Annotated in this window: 18 protein-coding genes and 1 pseudogene; 10 read left to right on the top strand and 9 right to left on the bottom strand. The window is 61.1% G+C overall.

The features are described from left to right. Nucleotides 1–29 precede the first annotated feature (29 nt). Complete coding sequence (locus tag NKI67_RS29285; protein WP_352648236.1) at nt 30–422, top strand: hypothetical protein; 393 nt, start codon at nt 30–32, stop codon at nt 420–422. A 495-nt stretch (nt 423–917) separates the two neighbouring features. Here the strand turns inward: NKI67_RS29285 and NKI67_RS29280 are convergent, their stop codons facing one another. The 5 genes from NKI67_RS29280 to NKI67_RS29260 form a co-directional block, all read right to left on the bottom strand. Beyond that, on the bottom strand, nt 918–1,577 hold the full coding sequence (locus NKI67_RS29280; RefSeq protein ID WP_352648234.1) for an RraA family protein: 660 nt from the start codon (nt 1,575–1,577) through the stop codon (nt 918–920). Nucleotides 1,578–1,662: 85 nt separating this feature from the next. Continuing rightward, on the bottom strand, nt 1,663–1,887 hold the full coding sequence (locus tag NKI67_RS29275; protein WP_352648232.1) for an oxidoreductase dimerization domain-containing protein: 225 nt from the start codon (nt 1,885–1,887) through the stop codon (nt 1,663–1,665). A gap of 24 nt (nt 1,888–1,911) precedes the next feature. Further along, complete coding sequence (locus tag NKI67_RS29270) at nt 1,912–2,355, bottom strand: hypothetical protein (protein ID WP_352648229.1); 444 nt, start codon at nt 2,353–2,355, stop codon at nt 1,912–1,914. An 84-nt stretch (nt 2,356–2,439) separates the two neighbouring features. After that, nucleotides 2,440–2,982 (bottom strand): hypothetical protein, encoded by a 543-nt coding sequence (locus NKI67_RS29265; RefSeq protein WP_352648227.1) that lies wholly within the window; start codon nt 2,980–2,982, stop codon nt 2,440–2,442. Between the two features lie 113 nt (nt 2,983–3,095). Next, nucleotides 3,096–3,332, bottom strand: coding sequence for a hypothetical protein (locus tag NKI67_RS29260; protein WP_352648224.1), 237 nt, complete (start codon nt 3,330–3,332; stop codon nt 3,096–3,098). Between the two features lie 122 nt (nt 3,333–3,454). On the opposite strand from NKI67_RS29260, the gene NKI67_RS29255 reads away from it, so the two are divergent. The 5 genes from NKI67_RS29255 (at nt 3,455) to ileS (ending at nt 9,597) form a co-directional block, all read left to right on the top strand. Continuing rightward, complete coding sequence (locus NKI67_RS29255; protein WP_352648222.1) at nt 3,455–4,015, top strand: TlpA family protein disulfide reductase; 561 nt, start codon at nt 3,455–3,457, stop codon at nt 4,013–4,015. Between the two features lie 57 nt (nt 4,016–4,072). Continuing rightward, nucleotides 4,073–5,176 carry a site-2 protease family protein gene (locus NKI67_RS29250; protein ID WP_352648219.1) on the top strand — a complete coding sequence of 368 codons (1,104 nt, stop codon included), beginning with the start codon at nt 4,073–4,075 and terminating at the stop codon, nt 5,174–5,176. Nucleotides 5,177–5,256: 80 nt separating this feature from the next. Next, nucleotides 5,257–6,075, top strand: coding sequence for a DsbA family protein (locus tag NKI67_RS29245; protein ID WP_352648217.1), 819 nt, complete (start codon nt 5,257–5,259; stop codon nt 6,073–6,075). Further along, complete coding sequence (locus NKI67_RS29240) at nt 5,985–6,644, top strand: Na+/H+ antiporter NhaA (RefSeq protein WP_352648214.1); 660 nt, start codon at nt 5,985–5,987, stop codon at nt 6,642–6,644. Before NKI67_RS29245 ends, NKI67_RS29240 begins: the two co-directional genes overlap by 91 nt. After that, the gene (gene ileS / locus NKI67_RS29235; RefSeq protein ID WP_352648211.1) at nt 6,628–9,597 is read left to right on the top strand and encodes an isoleucine--tRNA ligase; all 2,970 of its coding nucleotides are present in this window, start codon (nt 6,628–6,630) and stop codon (nt 9,595–9,597) included. The genes NKI67_RS29240 and ileS overlap by 17 nt, the downstream gene beginning before the upstream one ends. Before the next feature lie 88 nt (nt 9,598–9,685). On the opposite strand, the gene leuS is transcribed toward ileS, so the two are convergent. Both leuS and gnd read right to left on the bottom strand, forming a co-directional pair. Beyond that, nucleotides 9,686–12,316 carry a leucine--tRNA ligase gene (leuS, locus tag NKI67_RS29230; RefSeq protein WP_352648209.1) on the bottom strand — a complete coding sequence of 877 codons (2,631 nt, stop codon included), beginning with the start codon at nt 12,314–12,316 and terminating at the stop codon, nt 9,686–9,688. 168 nt (nt 12,317–12,484) lie between these two features. Further along, the gene (gnd, locus tag NKI67_RS29225; protein WP_352648207.1) at nt 12,485–13,507 is read right to left on the bottom strand and encodes a phosphogluconate dehydrogenase (NAD(+)-dependent, decarboxylating); all 1,023 of its coding nucleotides are present in this window, start codon (nt 13,505–13,507) and stop codon (nt 12,485–12,487) included. A 461-nt stretch (nt 13,508–13,968) separates the two neighbouring features. Between gnd and NKI67_RS29220 the strand changes: the two genes are divergently transcribed. Further along, the gene (locus tag NKI67_RS29220) at nt 13,969–14,514 is read left to right on the top strand and encodes a Dps family protein (RefSeq protein WP_352648205.1); all 546 of its coding nucleotides are present in this window, start codon (nt 13,969–13,971) and stop codon (nt 14,512–14,514) included. Nucleotides 14,515–14,726: 212 nt separating this feature from the next. Here the strand turns inward: NKI67_RS29220 and NKI67_RS29215 are convergent, their stop codons facing one another. Next, nucleotides 14,727–14,882: a hypothetical protein gene (locus NKI67_RS29215; protein ID WP_352648203.1), complete on the bottom strand. Its 156-nt coding sequence runs from the start codon at nt 14,880–14,882 to the stop codon at nt 14,727–14,729. Between the two features lie 607 nt (nt 14,883–15,489). Between NKI67_RS29215 and gorA the strand changes: the two genes are divergently transcribed. From gorA to NKI67_RS29200, 3 genes and pseudogenes are all read left to right on the top strand, one after another. Beyond that, entirely contained in the window at nt 15,490–16,980 is a 1,491-nt protein-coding gene (gene gorA, locus NKI67_RS29210; protein ID WP_502909368.1) for a glutathione-disulfide reductase, read from the top strand. A 56-nt stretch (nt 16,981–17,036) separates the two neighbouring features. Further along, nucleotides 17,037–17,333, top strand: coding sequence for a hypothetical protein (locus NKI67_RS29205; protein WP_352648199.1), 297 nt, complete (start codon nt 17,037–17,039; stop codon nt 17,331–17,333). 49 nt (nt 17,334–17,382) lie between these two features. Continuing rightward, nucleotides 17,383–18,904, top strand: a pseudogene (locus tag NKI67_RS29200) (protein adenylyltransferase SelO). Nucleotides 18,905–18,978: 74 nt separating this feature from the next. Here the strand turns inward: NKI67_RS29200 and NKI67_RS29195 are convergent. Then, on the bottom strand, nt 18,979–19,245 hold the full coding sequence (locus NKI67_RS29195) for a hypothetical protein (protein ID WP_352648197.1): 267 nt from the start codon (nt 19,243–19,245) through the stop codon (nt 18,979–18,981). Nucleotides 19,246–19,528 lie beyond the last annotated feature (283 nt).

Here is a 19,528-nt window from a genome sequence, read left to right as displayed (position 1 = left end):
GGGTCGTGTCCGAAAGCGAAGGTTGAACCATGTGGCCTCGCTTCGAGGACTACTCGGCGCAGCGCGACGGCCTGACCGATGACATATCAGCGTCCACGACGTTCGCGATCGGGCCGGCTGAAGCGGGTCTGCTCATCTACGCGAGCGCCGCCACGCTTGCCGCGACCAGCGAGACGGCGACGGCCGGGCCGACGGTCTTCCGTGATTTCATTCGGTTCTCCTTTGTTGCCCGGGTGCGGCAAACAGCTCAGCGCAATGACTTCATCCAACGTCGAGGCGGTTGGATGTTCGGCCAACCCAGTGGATCTCATGATCGGACGCTGCAGAGGGCATTGGAAATTCCGTTTGGACATGCATTCGATAGACGAGGGTATCGTCGCCTTAAAGCGTCATGCGCGCGTGCGTCCCGCGCGGTCGGCTAGCTCTTATGACCGTGGTCAAGCGTGGTAGATGAACTGTTCCGCCCCATGTCTTTGCCACAGGATGTTTGCCTTTGATGACAGCCCGGGGACGGGATGAGCCCTTGAGACGACGGTCGATCATGCTCTTATCCGCGGGTTGGCTACCGCACTTCCGTAATCCGTCTTGGGCTATTCCTTGTCTAGAATCGGGCGTTGGGCCGTTGCCCAGCCACATAGCTAGCGCGGGAATTCCCCATCGTGGCCACATCCCGTCTCCGTGCTGTCCCGGTTGTTCCGCCGGATTGAAGCCGATCAATTAGCTTCAGGCGGCGACGTCAGTGGGAGACGAGCGTTTGCCGGAAGCTCGATCTTCACGGGGGAAGCGCACCGCATCTTCAGTGCACCGATAGCCCACAGGAAAGCCGCCATCTCGCGGGCGAATGCAGAAGCGTCTTTCGGCTTCCGACATCTCAGCACCAACTCAAGGGCTTGATCGCGCGAAGAGAGCCACCCGCTTCAGTGTTCGCGGCTTCCCACGTTCACGTCTTCCGGATTTTCCTCTCGGATCGATTGCCGTTGGACTACTTCGTTGGTTTCGATTTCGGTGGCTGCCCCCCACACCTCCTCGAAGTGCGTTGCGGGTATAATGACGGCACCCGAAGAGTCGGCGTACACATAATCTCCGGGGACGACGGTGACACCGTGCAAGACAACCGGCACGTTCACCCCAGAGGGCATTAGCTCGGCCGTGCCTGCGCGCACCGCCTCGCCGGCGCAATAGAATACGGGATCATACTCGGCCAGCTCGCGAAAGTTGCGCAGACGTGCGTTGGTTATCAATCCGGCGACGCCGGTGTTATTTAGCCTGGAAAGTTTCGTGCCGCCGCCTACCGACGTATTGCCGTACCCGGCGCTGTCAAACACAATGACCTTCCCCTGCGGCTCATTGCCGATCGCCGCATAGAAGCATCGCGCGAAACTGTTGGCCTCTTCCTGGAACAGATCGTCCCGATAGGGAATGAAACGGATTGTGACGGCAACACCGAAGAGGACGCGTCCGGGCGTCGGCGAGACGAGGTCCAGCGCATTGGCTTGGTGATTGAGCACCCTTCCAAGCGCGTCGGTCACAGCCGCCACACTTGGGCGCTCCTGCGGTTCCTGCACGCTGCCGATCAACGCTGCGCCTCCTTCCGCGCTTCAGACCGTGGCGACGCTCTTTTCGCAGCCGTCGCCCGGACACCTTGGCCCCGGTTCAAGTCGATCACTCAAGTGGTTTGAGGCCGGCCAACACCGTGGGAATGAGCTCGCTTACCGTCGGATGAATGTGTACCGTCTGCATCATCTGCTCGTACGATGTTCCGGCCGCCATCGGCTGCAGAAGCGAGTGAGCGACTTCGTCACCCTCTATTCCGGGGACTGCCGCACCCAGGATTCTCCCGGAACTTGAGTCGACGAGAACCTTTATCAGCCCTTTGCGTTTCGCCACGCTCGTTAGCGCGGGCAAGCATCGCTATGCGATGTCTTCGATCACAAGCTTCCTCTCCTTGAACTCCACCGTCTCTCCGGCCCGTGCTCCTTCGATTGCCTCGAAGATCGGAGCCATTGTGGAAATCCCCATGATCTCCCGACCTTCGCATGTGAACTTGGCCGTGGAGACTGCAATGATGAAGTAGCGACCGGAAAGCCGCACGAGCGCTCCCTCGGTGACGGTCGTTTTTGGCCCGAAGTCGATCTTTCTAAGCTTATCGAGCTTGTCGCTGTGATCGTGAACCGTATCGTCCAGTGCTTCGGAAAAATCACTGGCGACCTCCGCCTGTGCGTGCTCATCGTTCTCTATCGGCTCACTGCGGTCGAGCCGAGCGTCAGCAACATAATCAAAGTATTTTTCGCGGGCACTTTGAAAGGCGGCGGCCTCGAGCGAGAGCATCGTCTCTTTGATGACGTTCTTGTCCATCGTTCACTCCCTCAGGGTTCTTGTTCCGCTCGGTCCGGCTATCCACTACGGCTTTAGAAGCATCGCCATGGTCGCGGACGTAATTCATTCGTTGTCCGGAACATCCGCGCCCTGATACGGAATTCGGTTCAGCCGTGAATCCTGGAGTATGCTGGTCACCAGCCATACATATGTCTGCTCGGCAGTATCGAAACCGAGCATCGAGAATGACTCGCCGAAGGGGCATTCCGGAAAGTCCGGGTAGTCGATGCGCAGGACGTAGCGCTCCGGATCGCGGTCGAACTCGCGCTTGTGGACCTTGCGCAAGCCGTAGCGGCTCGGGACATCACTACCTTCGACAAACTCGCGGTTCTCCGCCAGCCGATCCGCCAATCCCCGGTCGCAGATCTCGTCGAAAATGTCGTACGCGTCGACGAGCAATCCCTTGCTGTGCGACTTCAGATCCGAAATGGCATAGATATTGGAGGAATCCTCGCCGTCTCTCCCGCTCGCCAACCGCAGGGCGGTGTCCACGTGGATGTCCTTCGTGTCCAGCGCCGAACTACGTGCCAGGTCGAAAAGGCGACCATCCTTTATGCGAAACTCGCGTTCGTAACCCTGGTCGACGAGCTGCGAAACGGCGTCCACGACATCAGCTACTTTTAAACTCATCCGAAACTCCTAGTGAGTCTTTGCAGACGGTACGTCAGCAGCCCCTCGCTGGAAAATATCCGACTGTTATCGAATCCATTCCCACGCGTTCACATCGACGATGGGCCGAGGGGTAGATAGGTAGAATTGAACGCCAATTCCGGAGCCAACGGGCGGCGGGCGACAATGAGTTGAGGATTGAGTTCAATCCCGTTGAAATTAAAAATCACGTCTGCCGAGCGGACGCCGGCTTTTGCCGGAACGGCGAGGTCCGCCTGGGCCGAGGCGCCTATTTCACGAGCATTCCCTCGAGCGGCACACTCGGCCGGCGCCAGCGGTCTCTTCACGCTACGATCATCCCGGCCGCGGCATTACATGCGGTTATTGAAATCATATCTTTACCGGCGAATTTCACGGCAATAACACCGACTGCAGAGGGGGGCGTGCAATCAGGATTGCGAGCAACGACATGATCCAGACCATCGCAGGACGAGCAGCCCCGGAACTCGCTGTTCCGTACTGGATCGATGCTGACGGGAAGCAGCGCCCGCCTCTTACCTTGGAGGAGCTCGGTGCGCGCTATAGACTACTGTTTTTCTATCAACATTGGTGCGACGGTTGCCATTCGACCGGATTCCCGACTCTCCAGGCGCTGGTTCAAAATCCCAACACCAAGAACGTCGGCTTTGCAGCAGTCCAGACCGCGTTCGAGGGCACCTATGTCAACACCCGAGATAAGCTGCCCTTAGACCAGCAACGGTACGGCCTGCGAATTCCCTTTGGCCACGAAAGCCGTTCGCCGCTTGGCGTCAATCCAACGACGATGGAAAACTACTGCACCGGCGGCACGCCGTGGTTCGTGGCGATAGACCCCGACGGCGTGGTTCTACAGGACGGATTCAGCATCGACATCGACAGGTTTGTCAGAGCAGTCAGCGAGAGCGGTCCGGCCCCCCGTGAAGATGCGCGGGAAGTCTGCCGACCTCACTCGCACCGGATATTTCCTGTCCATCACAACAGACATAACTAGCAACAAGAGGCTTATGTGTCCTGGTCACTGAACATCGGAAAGGTAGCGGGAACAGTAGTGCGACTGCACATCACGTTCGTGCTGTTTCTCGCGTGGATCTTCGCCTCGAGCTACGCGTCGAACGGCGCCGCCGCGGCGTGGAACACGTTGCTCTTCGTGGTGCTATTGTTCTTGTGCGTACTGCTGCACGAGTTCGGGCACATCTTTACCGCCCGGGCTTTCGGTGTGCCGACGCCATACGTGACGCTGTTGCCAATTGGCGGTGTCGCGCAGCTCGAACGTATTCCGGAGGAGCCTTGGGAGGAATTCCTCATCGCGATTGCAGGTCCAGCCGTGAACGTGGCCATCGCCGCTGCGTTGATCGTCTTTGCCCATGCACACCTGGGCGCAACTGCCGCTATGGGTATCGACGACATGCAGGTTCCAATGGTGGACCGGCTTGCCACGGTGAATCTCTTTCTCGCGCTCTTTAACCTTATTCCCGCCTTCCCCATGGATGGCGGCCGCGTGCTTCGTTCGGCTCTCGCAAGCCGCATGGGCTTTGTGCGGGCGACTGAGCGCGCCGCTTCGATCGGCCAATTCACCGCCTTCGTACTCGGCTTCATCGGGCTCTTCCACAATCCGATACTCGTCTTCATCGCCATCTTCGTTTATCTGGCTGCCTCCTCGGAAGCCCATTCGGTCGCGTTACGCGCGGTCTCGCATGGAGTGCCGGTGCGCCAGGCGATGATGACTCAGTTCGTGACGCTCCAGCCGGATACTCACATCGACGACGCTGTAGAGGCTCTATTGCGGACCGCACAAAGAGCGTTTCCCGTGGTCGACGGCAATGGAGGTTTCGTCGGCATTCTGGATCGCACCGACATCGTTCGGTCGAGGAAACAGGTGGGGCCGGATGCACGGGTGGCCGACGCCATGACCGTGCCTGTTCCGACGGTCGACTGTCGCGCCACCCTCGAGCATGCTTTCAGAGCGATGCAGGAAAATTCCGCGTCGACTGTGGGGGTGACGGACGCCACCGGGAAGCTGATCGGTCTCGTGACGAGCGAGACGCTCGCGGAAATGATGGCGCTTATGGCATTGCCAGGCCGTGGCGAGAATGGAGGGGCTTTCAGCCCAGTTACGCGTCGGGTTCGAGGCTTAGACAGTTCGGCTTCCTGATCCAATGAGCAAACGACGGGCTGGCGACGGTCGGCTCGTACGGTAGGTGCGGTGGGTCATGTCTTTGCTCACAATCCTGATTGCCCGTCAGTACGACCAGGAAACGGAGATTTCTCTTCTTGCTTATCCCCTCCCGCCGTCTTGACCCACCTGTAGACGAGACACGCGACCATATCCTTGGCGCTTCCGACGCTCCAATTACGCTGGTCGAATACGGGAGTTACGCGTGTCCCCATTGCCGAGTGGCCAACGAGACCATCGCCTCACTGCGTGATCGGTTCGGCGACCGCATGCGGTACATGATTCGGCACCGTCCACTAGCGAACAACGACCTCGCACGCCGCGCGGCGGAAATCGCGGAGTACGCCACGCCGGAACAATTCTGGAAAGTTCACCTGGAACTGATGACGCGTTCGTCGAAATTGACTGAAGACGATCTCCTCGCGGTCAAGACCGAACTCGATCTCGAATCTCCGGAAATCTCCGAGCGAGCGCGGGCGCGTGTTGATGAGGATGAACGCTCGGCCAACGCCAATGGTGTGGTTTTCACGCCGACCTTCTTCATTAACGGGCGGAGGTACGACGGGCCATGGGACGATGTCACGCTCGGCGATGCGATGCTCGGTACGCTCGGCCATCGTGTCAGGGCAACCGCACTCGATTTTGCAAGCTGGGGTCCGTCTGCGGGTGTCCTTCTATTCATTGCGACCGTGCTGGCACTCGTGTTCTCGAACCACCAGTTGGCGATGCCATCGCGGAATTCTGTCACTGGGAGCTCGGCTCCCGGGGCACGATTCAGCTTTTTTTTGTGCTCCCAATCTTTGCGTTGGCGAATGCGGGCGTCGTTCTTTCCGCCGACGCTCTTGATGGCCACGGTCCACTTGTACTGGCGATCATGACAGGGCTGGTGTTGGGCAAACCGCTCGGCCTCATCGGCGCTTCGATGATCGCGGTACGAACCGGTATAGCCGAGAAACCAGGAGCCTATAGTTGGTGCCAGCTCGCGGGTGCCGGGGCGCTCGCGGGCATCGGCTTCACCATGTCGCTCTTCATCGCTGGTCAGGTTTTTCCATCAACCAGTGAATTTGCGGCCGCCAAGATCGCTATCCTCGTGGCCTCCGTGTGCGCCGGAACTATCCACGATCATCCTCTCGAACGCAAAATCGCCGAGCGAAGCATAAACATGCTCGGGCTCCTGGGGCGAGTTCCGTCTCTGGACGAACGGCGACAGATTGTGGATTCGCGGTGCGTATCACTGAAGCTATCCTGCAAGATGAGAAGACAACAAAAGCTGCATGCGCGAGTTGGCGGACTGCTTGAGTTGGCCGAAAGAACTTGTGGAATCCCCCCGCGGCTCCACACGCCCGAATCGCTGGACGAAACAGAACGTCCATTGAGAGGCGCCAACTCAAATTGCAATCAAGCAAGGTTTCACCTGTCGTGGCGAAGCAATGACCAAGGCCGCTGAGAAGATCAACTATTCCAAGACCCTCTATCTGCCGCAGACGGAGTTTCCAATGCGCGCGGGCCTGCCGGACAAGGAGCCGTTGCTGGTCAAGCGCTGGCAGGAGATGAAGCTGTACGAGCATCTACGGGAGACGGCTGCCGGCCGGCCGCTCTTCGTTCTGCATGACGGCCCGCCCTACGCAAACGGCAATATCCATATCGGCCATGCCCTTAACAAGATCCTCAAGGACGTCATCACGCGCTCCTTCCAGATGCGCGGCTACAACTCCAACTATGTACCCGGCTGGGACTGCCACGGTCTGCCGATCGAATGGAAGATCGAGGAGCAGTATCGCGCCAAAGCCAAGAACAAGGACGAGGTGCCAGTCGTCGAGTTTCGCAAGGAGTGCCGCGAATTCGCCCAGCACTGGATCGACGTGCAGACGGTGGAGTTCAAGCGCCTCGGCGTCGAGGGCGACTTCGACAATCCCTATACGACCATGGCCTTCCACGCCGAGGCGCGCATCGCCGGCGAGCTGCTGAAGTTCGCCATGTCGGGCCAGCTCTATCGCGGCTCCAAGCCGGTTATGTGGAGCGTGGTCGAGCGCACCGCACTGGCCGAGGCCGAAGTCGAGTATCATGACTACGAGAGCGATACGGTTTGGGTGAAGTTTCCGGTAGCTCTCGGCAACATGGTCACCCACCTCGAGCCCGAGACCACGCGCGCTGAACATGATCAAAGCAATAGCGAGTTGGCGAAGGCCTTTGTCGTCATCTGGACGACGACGCCCTGGACCATTCCCGGCAACCGCGCCGTCTCCTATTCACCGCGCATCTCCTATGGTCTCTACGAGGTCACGGCTACAGAAAACGATTTTGGCCCGCAGCGTGGCGAAAAGCTGATCTTAGCGGATGCACTGGCCGAGGAATCGTTTGCGAAGACCAAGCTGCAATCCAAACGCTTGCGCGAGGTGAAGGCCGAAGAGCTTGCATCGATGACGCTCGTCCATCCCCTCAAGGGGCTTGGCGGCGGCTATGATTTCGTCGTCCCCATGCTGCCCGGCGATCACGTCACCGACGAGGCCGGCACGGGTTTCGTGCACACCGCACCGGGCCATGGCCGCGAGGACTTTGACGCGTGGATGGACGCGGCCAAGGAGCTTGCCGCGCGTGGCATCGACACCGACATCCCGTTCACCCTCGACGATGCCGGCTTCTTCACCAACGATGCGCCGGGCTTCGGCCCGGATCGTGAGGGTGGGGCCGCGCGCGTCATAGACGACAATGGCAAAAAGGGCGACGCCAACGAGACCGTCATCGAGGCGCTCATCGGGGCGAACATGCTGTTTGCCCGCGGGCGGCTGAAGCATCAGTATCCGCATTCGTGGCGCTCGAAGAAGCCGGTGATTTTCCGCAACACGCCGCAATGGTTCGTCTACATGGACAAGGAGCTCGGCGACGGCACCACGCTGCGCAGCCGCGCGCTCAAGGCCATCGATGCCACCCGCTTCGTGCCGGCCGCCGGCCAGGCGCGCCTGCGTGCGATGATCCAGGACCGGCCCGACTGGGTGCTGTCGCGCCAGCGCGTCTGGGGTGTGCCGATCTGCGTCTTTGCCGACGAGAACGGCGAGGTGCTGAAGGACGAGACCGTCAACGCCCGCATCCTTGAGGCGTTCGAGGCCGAGGGCGCGGACGCATGGTTCGCCGACGGCGTCAAAGAGCGCTTCCTTGGCCATGTCCACGACCCGGCCGAGTGGACGCAGGTCATGGACATCCTCGACGTCTGGTTCGATTCCGGCTCTACCCACACATACGCACTGGAAGATCGGCCGGATTTGAAATGGCCGGCCGACGTCTATCTGGAAGGCTCCGATCAGCATCGCGGCTGGTTTCACTCATCACTGCTCGAAAGCTGTGGCACGCGTGGACGCGCACCCTACGACTCTGTCATCACCCACGGCTTCACCGTGGATGAGGAGGGCCGCAAGATGTCGAAGTCGCTTGGTAACACGATCGCGCCGCAGGATGTGATGAAGCAGTCCGGCGCCGATATCCTGCGGCTGTGGGTGATGACCACCGACTATCGGGAGGAACAGCGGCTGGGCAGGAACGTCGTCCAGACCAACGTCGACGCTTACCGCAAGCTCAGGAACACCATCCGCTGGATGCTGGGCACGCTCGCGCATGACGAGGACGAGGATGTACCGCTTGCCCAGATGCCGGAGCTGGAGCGCCTGATGCTGCATCGCCTAGCCGAGCTCGACGAGCTGGTGCGAAAGGGCTACGACGCCTTCGACTTCAAGCACATCAGCCGCGCTCTGCTCGATTTCATGGTGGTGGAGCTGTCGGCATTCTACTTCGACATCCGCAAGGACGCGCTCTACTGCGACGCGCCATCCAGCACCCGTCGCAAGGCGGCAATCGAAGTCGTGCGCACCCTGTTCGACTGCGTGGTGAAGTGGCTCGCCCCAATGCTGCCCTTCACCATGGAAGAAGCCTGGCTCGACCGCAAGCGGGATGCGGTCTCAGTGCACCTCGAGCAGTTTCCAGAACTGCCAGAAGAATGGCGGAACGACGCATTGTCGCAGAAGTGGCGTAAAATCCGGCAGATTCGCCGCGTCGTCACCGGGGCATTGGAGATTGAGCGCAAGGAAAAAAGGATCGGGTCGTCGCTGGAGGCAGCTCCAGTGGTCTATGTTGCCGACCCCGTCCTGTGCGCGGCGATCGAAGGCGTCAATATGGCCGAAATCTGCATCACCAGCGGCATCGACATCCGAGCCGAGGTAGCGCCGTCCGGCGCTTTCTCGCTGGAGGACGTCAAGGGTGTCGCCGTCGTCTCCGACAGAGCGAAGGGGAAAAGATGTGCCCGCTCTTGGCGCTATACCGACGATGTCGGGTCCGATCTAGAATTTCCGGATGTCACCGCGCGCGATGCGGCAGCCTTGCGGGAACTAAGGGAACTCGGGCGGCTGTAAGTCAGCCCCTTGCAATTCGCTCGCGTAGCTTGAATGGATTGAGCAGTGGCATTCCAGTCAGCGAACAGTGTCTGACGTTATCATCCGTTTAGGGAACGACGTTCACGATGCGCCGCGGCACGATGATCACCCTACGAGGCGGTGCACCGTTGAGTGCCTTGCGGACGAAATCGAGCGCTAGCGCCGCTTCTTCGATGACGGCTTGGTCTGCATCGCGGGCAATTGTCATATCTCCGCACTTCTTGCCGTTGATCTGCACGGGCAGCACGATTTCGTCGTCGACGACGAGCGCCGGATCGAAGTCCGGCCAGGGCAGATTCGCTACCAGACCATCGCCGCCCAGCGCCGCCCAGCACTCCTCGGCCAGGTGCGGCACCATCGGCGCGATCATCCGCACCAGCGCTTCGACCGCCTCGCGCAGCGCCGCCCTGGGGGCGGCATCGGCACTGGATGCACCCGCCACCTGAGCCGACAGGACGTTGACCAGCTCGTAGAGGCACGCGACCGCCTTGTTGAAGCCCAGTCGCTCGATATCCTCGCCGACTGCCTTCACCGCCTTGTGCGTCGCTTTCGAGACCGTAGCCGCATCGCCGACGCGCGCAGGGGCTGGCGAGACGCCCGCCATCGCCGGCGCGATCTCCGAGACGAGCCGCCACACCCGCTGGACGAAGCGGTGCGCCCCTTCCACGCCGGTCCCGGTCCAGATGACGTCGCGCTCGGGCGGCGAATCCGACAGCATGAACCAGCGCGCTGTGTCGGCCCCGTAGCTTGCGATGATGTCGTCGGGATCGACGACATTCTTCTTCGATTTCGACATTTTCTCGATCGGGCCGATCGTGACTTCCTCGCCGGAGTTGATCATGCTGGCGCGTCGCCTGTCGTTGGTCTCCTCGACCTTGACTTCCGCCGGCGTGACCCAGGCACCGTTGCCCAGCCTGTAGGTCTCGTGGACGACGAGGCCTTGGGTGAACAGGCCCTGGAAGGGTTCCTCGACGCTGTTCAGGTGCCCGGTGACCTTCATCGCCCGCGCGAAGAAGCGCGAATAGAGCAGATGCAGGATCGCATGCTCGATGCCGCCGATATACTGGTTGACCGGCAGCCAGCCCTTCGGGCCGTCGACATAGGCAAGGTCGGTGGGCTGTGCCTCGTTCCACGGATCGGTGAAGCGCGCGAAATACCACGAGGAGTCCACGAACGTGTCCATCGTGTCGGTATCGCGCCGCGCATCCTTCCCGCAGTTCGGGCAGGCGACGTGCTTCCACGTCGGGTGGTGGTCGAGCGGGTTGCCCGGCCTGTCGAACGACACGTCATCGGGCAGCCGCACCGGCAACTGGTCGGCGGTGACCGCCACCGCACCGCAATCGTCGCAGTGGACCACCGGGATCGGGCACCCCCAGTAGCGCTGGCGCGAGATCAGCCAGTCGCGTAGGCGGAACTGCACCTTTCGGCTCGCCCGCGGCCTGCCGCCGATCGTCACGCCGGAAAGGCGCTGGGCTACTTCGTTGAACGCTTCCGCCGGCTTCATGCCATCGAGGAAACGCGAATTGATCATCACGCCGTCGTCGGTGAAGGCTTCCTCGGTGATCTGGAACGTCGCCGCGTCGGCGTCTTCCGGCATCACCACCGGCACCACCGGCAGGCCATATTTGTTGGCGAAGTCGAGGTCGCGCTGATCGCCGGACGGGCAGCCGAAGATCGCGCCGGTGCCGTAGTCGATCAACACGAAGTTGGCGACATAGACCGGCAGCGTCCAGTTCTCGTCGAAGGGATGCACCACGCGCATGCCGGTGTCGAAGCCCTTCTTCTCGGCAGTCTCGATTTCCGCCGCCGACGTGCCGGATCGCTTGATCTCATTGATGAAGGTCGCCAGTTGCGGGTTCTTTTCCGCCACCTTTTTTGCTAGCCGATGATCGGCGGCGATCGCCATGAAGGACGCGCCGAAGATCGTGTCGGGCCGGGTGGTGTAGACCTCCATCTCGCTTTCCCCATCGGGCGCGGAAGCCGGGTCCAGCTTCCACCGAATCTGCAGGCCCTCGGAACGGCCGATCCAGTTCGACTGCATCAGCTTGACCTTGTCCGGCCAGCGCGGCAGCGTCTCCAGCCCATCGAGCAGCTCCTGCGCCATCGAGGTGATCTTGAAGAACCATTGGGTCAGGTCGCGCTGCTCGACCGGCGCGCCCGAGCGCCAGCCGCGGCCATCGATCACCTGCTCGTTCGCCAGCACGGTCATGTCGACCGGATCCCAGTTAACCTTGGCGTTGCGCCGCTCGACCAATCCGGCCTTCCAGAAGTCCAGGAACATCTTCTGCTGGTGGCGGTAGTAGGAGGGGTCGCAGGTCGCGAACTCGCGCGCCCAGTCGAGCGACAGGCCCATCGTCTTCAACTGACCCTTCATCGTCTCGATGTTGGCATAGGTCCAGTCGCGCGGATTGAGGCGGTTGTCGCGCGCGGCGTTCTCGGCAGGAAGACCAAAGGCGTCCCAGCCCATCGGATGGAGCACGTTGAAGCCCTTGGCGCGCTTGAAGCGCGCGACCACGTCGCCCATCGCATAGTTGCGGACATGGCCCATGTGGATGCGGCCCGACGGATACGGGAACATCTCGAGCACGTAGTACTTCTCGCCCGGCGCGTCGTTCCTCGTCTCGAAGAGCTTCGCCTCGTCCCAGGCCGTCTGCCATTTGGGCTCGGATACACGGGGGTTGTAGCGTTCGATTGTCATGTCCGATTTTCACGCGCTAGAGGCGAGAAAAACGTGACGGCGGGCCGGCGTTGGCTTGCCCATTGCGCCAACCATGCAAAACTTCTTGCGCGAGATCCCTCGTTGCTCCGAACAAAGCAAACAGCAGGAGACGGAATCTTGGGTTCCGCAAACGCATCCGCACTCATGTCACGAACTCGTGGGATGATTTTTTGACTGCCCTACGGGTTCCGGCGAGGGAGGCTCAGTATGACCGCCAAAGCCATGTCGCATCGCGGAAAGAACTTTCTCCGCGAAGGTATGATCCTTGCGCGAGCGAAACCGTGCGTAGAGTGCAGCCGTGATCACATCCGCCGAGACGGCCTCGCCGATCGCCGCGTTGACGGTCCAGCGGCCTTCGCCGGAATCATCGACGAATCCGGAATAGCTTTCCAGCGCTTCGCTCTTGGCAAGTGCCGATGCGGTCAGATCGAGCAGCCACGAGCTGATGACGCTCCCGCGTCTCCACACTTCGGCGATGTCCGGGATGTTGAGATCGAACCGATGTTGCTCGGGCAGCGCTTCGACATTCGCGTTCTTCAGGATATCAAACCCTTCGGCGTAAGCCTGCATCAGGCCATACTCAATGCCGTTGTGGACCATCTTCACGAAATGGCCGGTGCCGCTTGGTCCTGCGTGGAAGTAGCCTTGCTCGACCCGGGGGTCGCGACAATCACGCCCCTCGGTCCGCGGAATCTGGCCAATGCCGGGTGCCAGCGCCACGAAGATGGGGTCAAGGCGGTCGACAATTGCCTTGTCCCCACCGATCATCATGCAGTAGCCGCGCTCGAGCCCCCATACACCGCCGCTGGTTCCGACATCGATGTAGTGAATGCTCTTCTTGCGCAGTTCCGCGGCGCGACGGATATCGTCCTGCCAAAACGTGTTGCCGCCATCGATGATCGTGTCACCGCTACTAAGGAGATCGCCGAGCTCGGATACGTGATCCTCGGTGACCGGACCTGCCGGCAACATGAGCCAGATCGTTCGTGGCGGGGCAAGTTGGCCGACCAGGTCGTTCAGCGACGAGCCCGCCGTTGCCCCTTCTCGACGGAGGCCTTCGACCGCGTTGCCATTTCTTCCGTACACAACGACGTCGTGCCGACCATGGGCAATGAGCCTCCGAGCGATGTTGCCGCCCATGCGGCCCAATCCGATCAATCCAATCTGCATCCGACGGGTCTCTACGTGAAAGTATCGCGCAACATCGCACTGAGCGCCGACCATCCTTTGTCAAGAGTGCCGCCGAATGCTCGATGAGCGATACCCATGAAAGCAGCGCGGGACGAAATTTTCCAATAGCCGGTATCTATAGTTTCCATGGCAGCAGGAAATAGTGCTGCGCCTGTCACAGCCTTTCGTGCATCAAAGAAGACTGCGCACGCGACGGCATTACGCCGCTCGGCCAGCGGCAATAACGATCGTCTATCGACTCCATGGCGAGAGGTGATTTCCCTTGCTGAGGTTACAAGGTCACTTTCCACGTATCGTCGTACCGAAGCTTTGGTCCCGTAACCGACACGCGGAACATGATGTCCGAGTCATCATCTCCCGGGTGCGGCTACCGTTTTTTGCGGTCACGGCCATCCCTCGGCGAACGACATGAGCGCATCAACCCTGAAGGACAGATCAGAATGAGTACGGAAGACGCCAAGAGCCGCCGCGAGGGACCGCTCGACACGCCGAGCAATCTCGGCTCCAACGCCTCAAAGGATATTGCGGCCGCCCTCACTGCGCTTCTGGCGAACGTGTTCGCGCTCTATGTCAAGACCAAGAATTTCCACTGGCACATCTCAGGCCCGCATTTCCGGGATTATCACCTCCTTCTCGACGAGCAGGCAGCGCAGATTCTGGCGATGACGGATGACATCGCGGAAAGAGCCCGCAAGATCGGTGGCACGACGATCCGCTCGATCGGCCATATCGCCAGGCTGCAGCATTTCGAGGACAATGATGCGGATTTCGTCCCGCCCGAAGACATGCTGGCCGAACTCAAGGAAGACAATCTAGTGCTCGCCCAGCTCCTGCGGGAAACCCACAATGTCTGCGACGAGCATGGCGACGTCGCGACGGCCAGCCTGATCGAAAACTGGATCGACGAAGCCGAGCGCCGCACATGGTTCCTGTTCGAGTCGACCAGGAGAGCTCTCCCGAGCGCACGACCGGGATCGCGCTCGTAGAGCAAGCGGTCGGCGATGGCGCCGAGCGGGGCGACTGAAGAGGTCGATTTGTGGCTGACGGGCGAGTGGGATGCGGTCGAGCACCTGCAACGTCCCCTGCCTGGCAACATGTTGGTCGTGGTGGAGCCGCCAGCCAAACCTATGGCCGACCTACTGCTGTGAGCCAGCGGCTTGACGGTTCACGGACATGCTGACGGACGACGTATACGGGATCACAGAGGAGGAAGCCGGTCAGAGTGGAGAAACTGGCCGTCAATCCCTAATTTTGCCGTGTAGCCGACCGAGCCTGCCATGGCCTTGGCGTCCTGGTGAAACTGGACCACGTCCGGATTGAAGCGGCGAGCCTCGAAACTGATCTTTGCATCCACGACATATTTTGCCGGTCAAGTGATTGCCATTGGCGGCCGACATCGAAAAACCCGTTGGCCTGGTCTGGCGAACTTGCGGTCGGATTATTGCACGTGCAGCAGCACTAGGTTCGGTGACATCTCGGCGGCGCTCGGAACGACGCGCGCCAACATCCACTATCATTTCGAACTGGACGCTGCCGGTCTTGCGCGGTCCAGGTCTATTCAGCCAGATCGTATGTTTAAGTTGCGCAGGGTATCGGCTTGTCGCTCATGTCTCCCGCAACATGACGGACCCTATTTCCCAGCTTAACTACTAAGGGCGCTGTCCCGGAATAGGCGCACGGGCATGCTATTAGTAAGACGTGGTTATCGCCGCGCTCCCCGCCATTCTCGCGCACGGCATCTTGTCCGGGCCGTGTGACCTCCGACGAGCAGTCTGACCCGAAAGTCCAAAACACGACGCCGCGAGTCCGAGCTTTCAGGGCACGCGCTAGGAATCGAGACCGTTCGATTTCAAGGTGAAATCCGGATTCAACGGGCGCGCGATGGACGCTGCGCCCCGACAACACGATGGCCTGGATTCTGCCAGCCCACGCGGAACGAATTGGATATTGACTTGAACGACATGGATTTGGTGCAGTCGACGTCAACCCATTCAACCACGGCGGCCAGGGCTTCTGTGGTTCCGCATCAACCTAAGTTTGACGTCGACCTTTTCGTCATCGGGGGCGGATCGGGAGGGGTCCGCGCGGCGCGCGTGGCATCGAAACATGGCGCCAAAGTCATGCTCGCCGAAGAGTACCGGCTCGGAGGGACATGCGTCATTCGCGGTTGCGTGCCGAAGAAGCTGTTCGTCTACGCGGGGCGTTTCAGCGACAAGTTTGAAGATGCTGCGGCATTCGGCTGGCGTCTGTCGGTCCCGCGTTTCGACTGGCCTTCCCTTGTTGCGGCGAAGGACCGTGAAATCGCGCGTCTCGAAGAGCTGTACAGCGCTGGGCAAGAGACTGCTGGCGTCGAGGTCGTGAGGTCCAGGGCCATACTTGAGGACGCACATACGGTGCATCTTCTCGGTGATGGGCGACGGGTGCGTGCGCGCACGATCCTGATCGCGACTGGCGCACGACCCGAATTGGCTGCCTTTGAGGGCATTGAGCACGGCATTACGTCGAACGAGATCTTCGACTTGAAGACCTTCCCGAGAAAGCTCGTCATCGGCGGCGCCGGGTACATTGCCATGGAGTTTGCAGGCCTGTTCGCCGCGCTGGGGAGCGACGTCACAGTCGTTTGCCGTGGAAGCAATGTGCTCCGCGGCTTTGACGAGGACGTCCGCCAGGCGGTCGCCGCGTCCTACACGAACCGCGGGATCAAGCTGATGCTCAGTGACAGCATCGTCCGCCTTGAGCGGAAGGCGGAAGGCGACAAAGCCGCAAGAATCGACGTCACGACCGAGCAGGGTGGGCGGCTGATAGCCGACCAAGTGCTGCTCGCCTTCGGCCGCGCTCCGAACACGATGGCGCTTGGACTCGAGCGCGCTGGCGTCAAGACTGGGAGGGACGGCGCCATCGCGGTGGACGCGAACTCGCGCACGAACATCCCGAACATCTATGCAGTGGGCGACGTGACCAACCAGTTCAATCTGACGCCGGTCGCGATCCGTGAGGGACATGCCTTCGCCGACAGCGTTTTCGGCAACAAGGCCTGGCAGGTCGACTACTCCAATATCCCGACTGCGGTCTTTTCCAGCCCGGAAATTGGAACGGTTGGGCTGACCGAGCTGGAGGCCAGGGCGCAATACCCCGCTGTCGATGTCTACAAAGTCCGTTTCCGCCCTTTGACTGCGGCGGTGACGGGCGATTGCGAAACCTCGCTGTTGAAGGTCGTCGTTGACGGCGAGTCGGACAGGATCCTCGGGATCCACATCTTCGCCGAGGAAGCCGGCGAGATGATCCAGGTGCTGGCCATCGCCATCGGCAGCGGAGCCACGATGAAGCACTTCGCGTCCGTCATGGCCGTGCACCCGACGATCGGCGAGGAGATCGTGGGAATGCTCACGCCGACGGTTCGATACGATCGGCGCGAGGCTTCGATGCCACTCGTCACAAGTGTCGCCCATTGACGCCGTCGTTCCGTGCTAACAAGGGCTCGCCACCATGTAGAAAGGGAGTGTGGTGGATGGAGAGCGCTGAGTTCGAGGGCGCGCTAGCCGTGTTCCCCGAGGGTTACAGCGAAGGGATCTACGAGGATCGGCGATATGGTGTGACCCTTCGCCGATCCGGTGACGGCCGACGCAACAGTCTGTTTGCGCGAGAATTGGCTGGAACCGACATCATCAGTTTCAACCTCTACCGCCTGGGAACGGATGACGCATCCCTCAAGCCATGCGAGATGTCCGCGGATAAGGTCAGAGACTTCGTATTAGGGTTCCGACGGGATTCGGGTGAGTTAGGGAAAGACGATCAAGACCAGTAGCCGCTGTCACTTTCAAGACACAGCAGCTCATTCGGAGAGTAGGTTTTCCATGGCGGAATGGACGGCAGCGAGACAGTCGGGAAGGCAGGCGGACGTCGCCGCGCCGGTCTTCGACAATAGCTACACACACCTGCCCGACCGGTTCTTCACGCGGCCCGGAGTCAATGCCGTGTCGGCGCCGAAGTTGATTCGAATCAACCGTCCGCTGGCAGCGCAACTTGGGCTCAGCGCCGATTGGCTGGAGAGCTCCGACGGAATCGCCATGCTGGCCGGAAACAATTTCCCGGCGGGTGCAGAGCCGGTCGCGCTGGCCTATGCCGGACATCAGTTCGGCAATTTCGTACCGCAGCTCGGTGATGGCCGGGCGTTGCTGGTCGGCGAAATCATAGACACATTAGGCAAGCGGCGCGACCTGCAGCTCAAGGGATCTGGGCGGACGCTGTTCTCGCGCGGCGGCGATGGGCGCGCCGCCGTCGGGCCGGTTCTGCGCGAATATGTCGTCAGCGAGGCCATGGCGGCGCTGGGGATCCCGACCACGCACACACTCGCCGCCGTTCTGACCGGCGAGACGGTCTATCGCGAGACGCCGCTGCCGGGCGCGGTGCTGACGCGCGTCGCCGCCAGCCACATCCGCATTGGCACATTTCAGTATTTCGCCGCCCGGGAAGACCTGGACGCGATCAGGCTGCTGGCCGACCACGCCATCGGCCGCCATTTCCCCGACCTCGCCAAATGCGACCAGCCGTATCTCGCTCTTCTCGAGCAGGTGATTGCCGTCCAGGCCGATCTGGTCGCACGCTGGATGCTGGTCGGCTTCATCCACGGCGTCATGAACACGGACAACATGACGATCTCAGGCGAGACGATCGACTACGGCCCGTGCGCGTTCATGGATGAGTACGACCCGGCAAAGGTGTTCAGCTCGATCGACCGGCAGGGCCGCTACGCCTATGCCAACCAGCCAGGCATCGCCGTCTGGAATCTTGCGCGCTTCGCGGAAACCCTGTTGCCTATCATTCATGAGGATCAGGACGAGGCAATGCGGTTCGCTGAGGAGGCCCTCAAGAGGTTCCAGGCCACCCATGACGAGACCTTCCACCGCGGCTGGCGGCGCAAGCTCGGTTTGCTCGCGGAGCAGGAAGGCGACCTGCAGCTCATCGGCGATCTTCTGAGAGTTATGGCGCGCAACCGGGCCGATTTCACGCTGACCTTCCGGGGGCTGGCCAGAGAAATCGAGGGGCCGGCCGGCGACAGCGGCGTTCGCCGCCTCTTTGCGGATCCGAAGGAATTCGACGACTGGGCAACGCGCTTGGCGGCTACGATTAGCCGAAGAGTCGGCGTTTCCCGCCGAGCGCCGGCAGGTCATGCTGTCGACCAATCCGAGATACATCCCGCGCAACCACCGCATCGAAGCGGTGATCAAGGCGGCGGTCGAGGGCGCCGACTTCCGGCCGTTCGAAGAATTGCTGGACGTGGTCGTCAGGCCGTTCGACGAGCAGCCTGAGCGCTCAGACTACGCCTTGCCGCCGCGGGAGGACGAGCGGGTTTTGCAGACTTTTTGCGGGACGTAGGGCGTTAAACGGCCATCAGCGCGGCATCGCTGAGCTCCTCGTTATGGCCGAGGGGGGTACTGGGGGACAGTTTATTAAACGCGTTCGTGCAGCGCCACGGCCCCTTGGCCGCCATCGGCGCAGACGCTGATGACTGCCCGCGAGCCCACCGGTCGCGACCAAAGCTCCTTCACTGCCTGACTCAGGTCCCGCGCGCCCGTTGCGCCGAAGGGATGGCCGATCGCGACCGAGCCGTCATTCGGATTGACTCGATCCCAGGGGAAGGTGCCGAAATTCGCATCAACGCCGGTCTTCGACTGGACCCACTCGTTCCGCTCGATTGCAGCGACATTCGCCAGCACCTGGGCCGCGGGAGGCTATGTGGATCTCCCAGAGAATCAACGTCTTCAAAACCCAGGCCATGCCGCGCGAGCAGACGAGGAATGGCATAAGACGGCGCAATCAGCAGCCCCTCCGTATGGTGGTCGACCGCTGCGATTTCGTAATCGACCAGGCGGAGATACGGCGTGTTCGCCGGCAGCCGCGCGCGGCCGGCCTCGCTGGCGATCCAACAGCCCGCGGCATTGTGGGAAACGGTGCATTGCCACTCTCATCCCAATTAGGGAAGGTGTCCCGCGGCTGACA

This window comes from Mesorhizobium sp. M0408 (assembly GCF_040321495.1).
Lineage (GTDB): Bacteria > Pseudomonadota > Alphaproteobacteria > Rhizobiales > Rhizobiaceae > Mesorhizobium.
The sequence above is the reverse complement of the archived record's forward strand: the minus strand, read 5'-3'. Positions and strand labels throughout refer to the sequence as shown.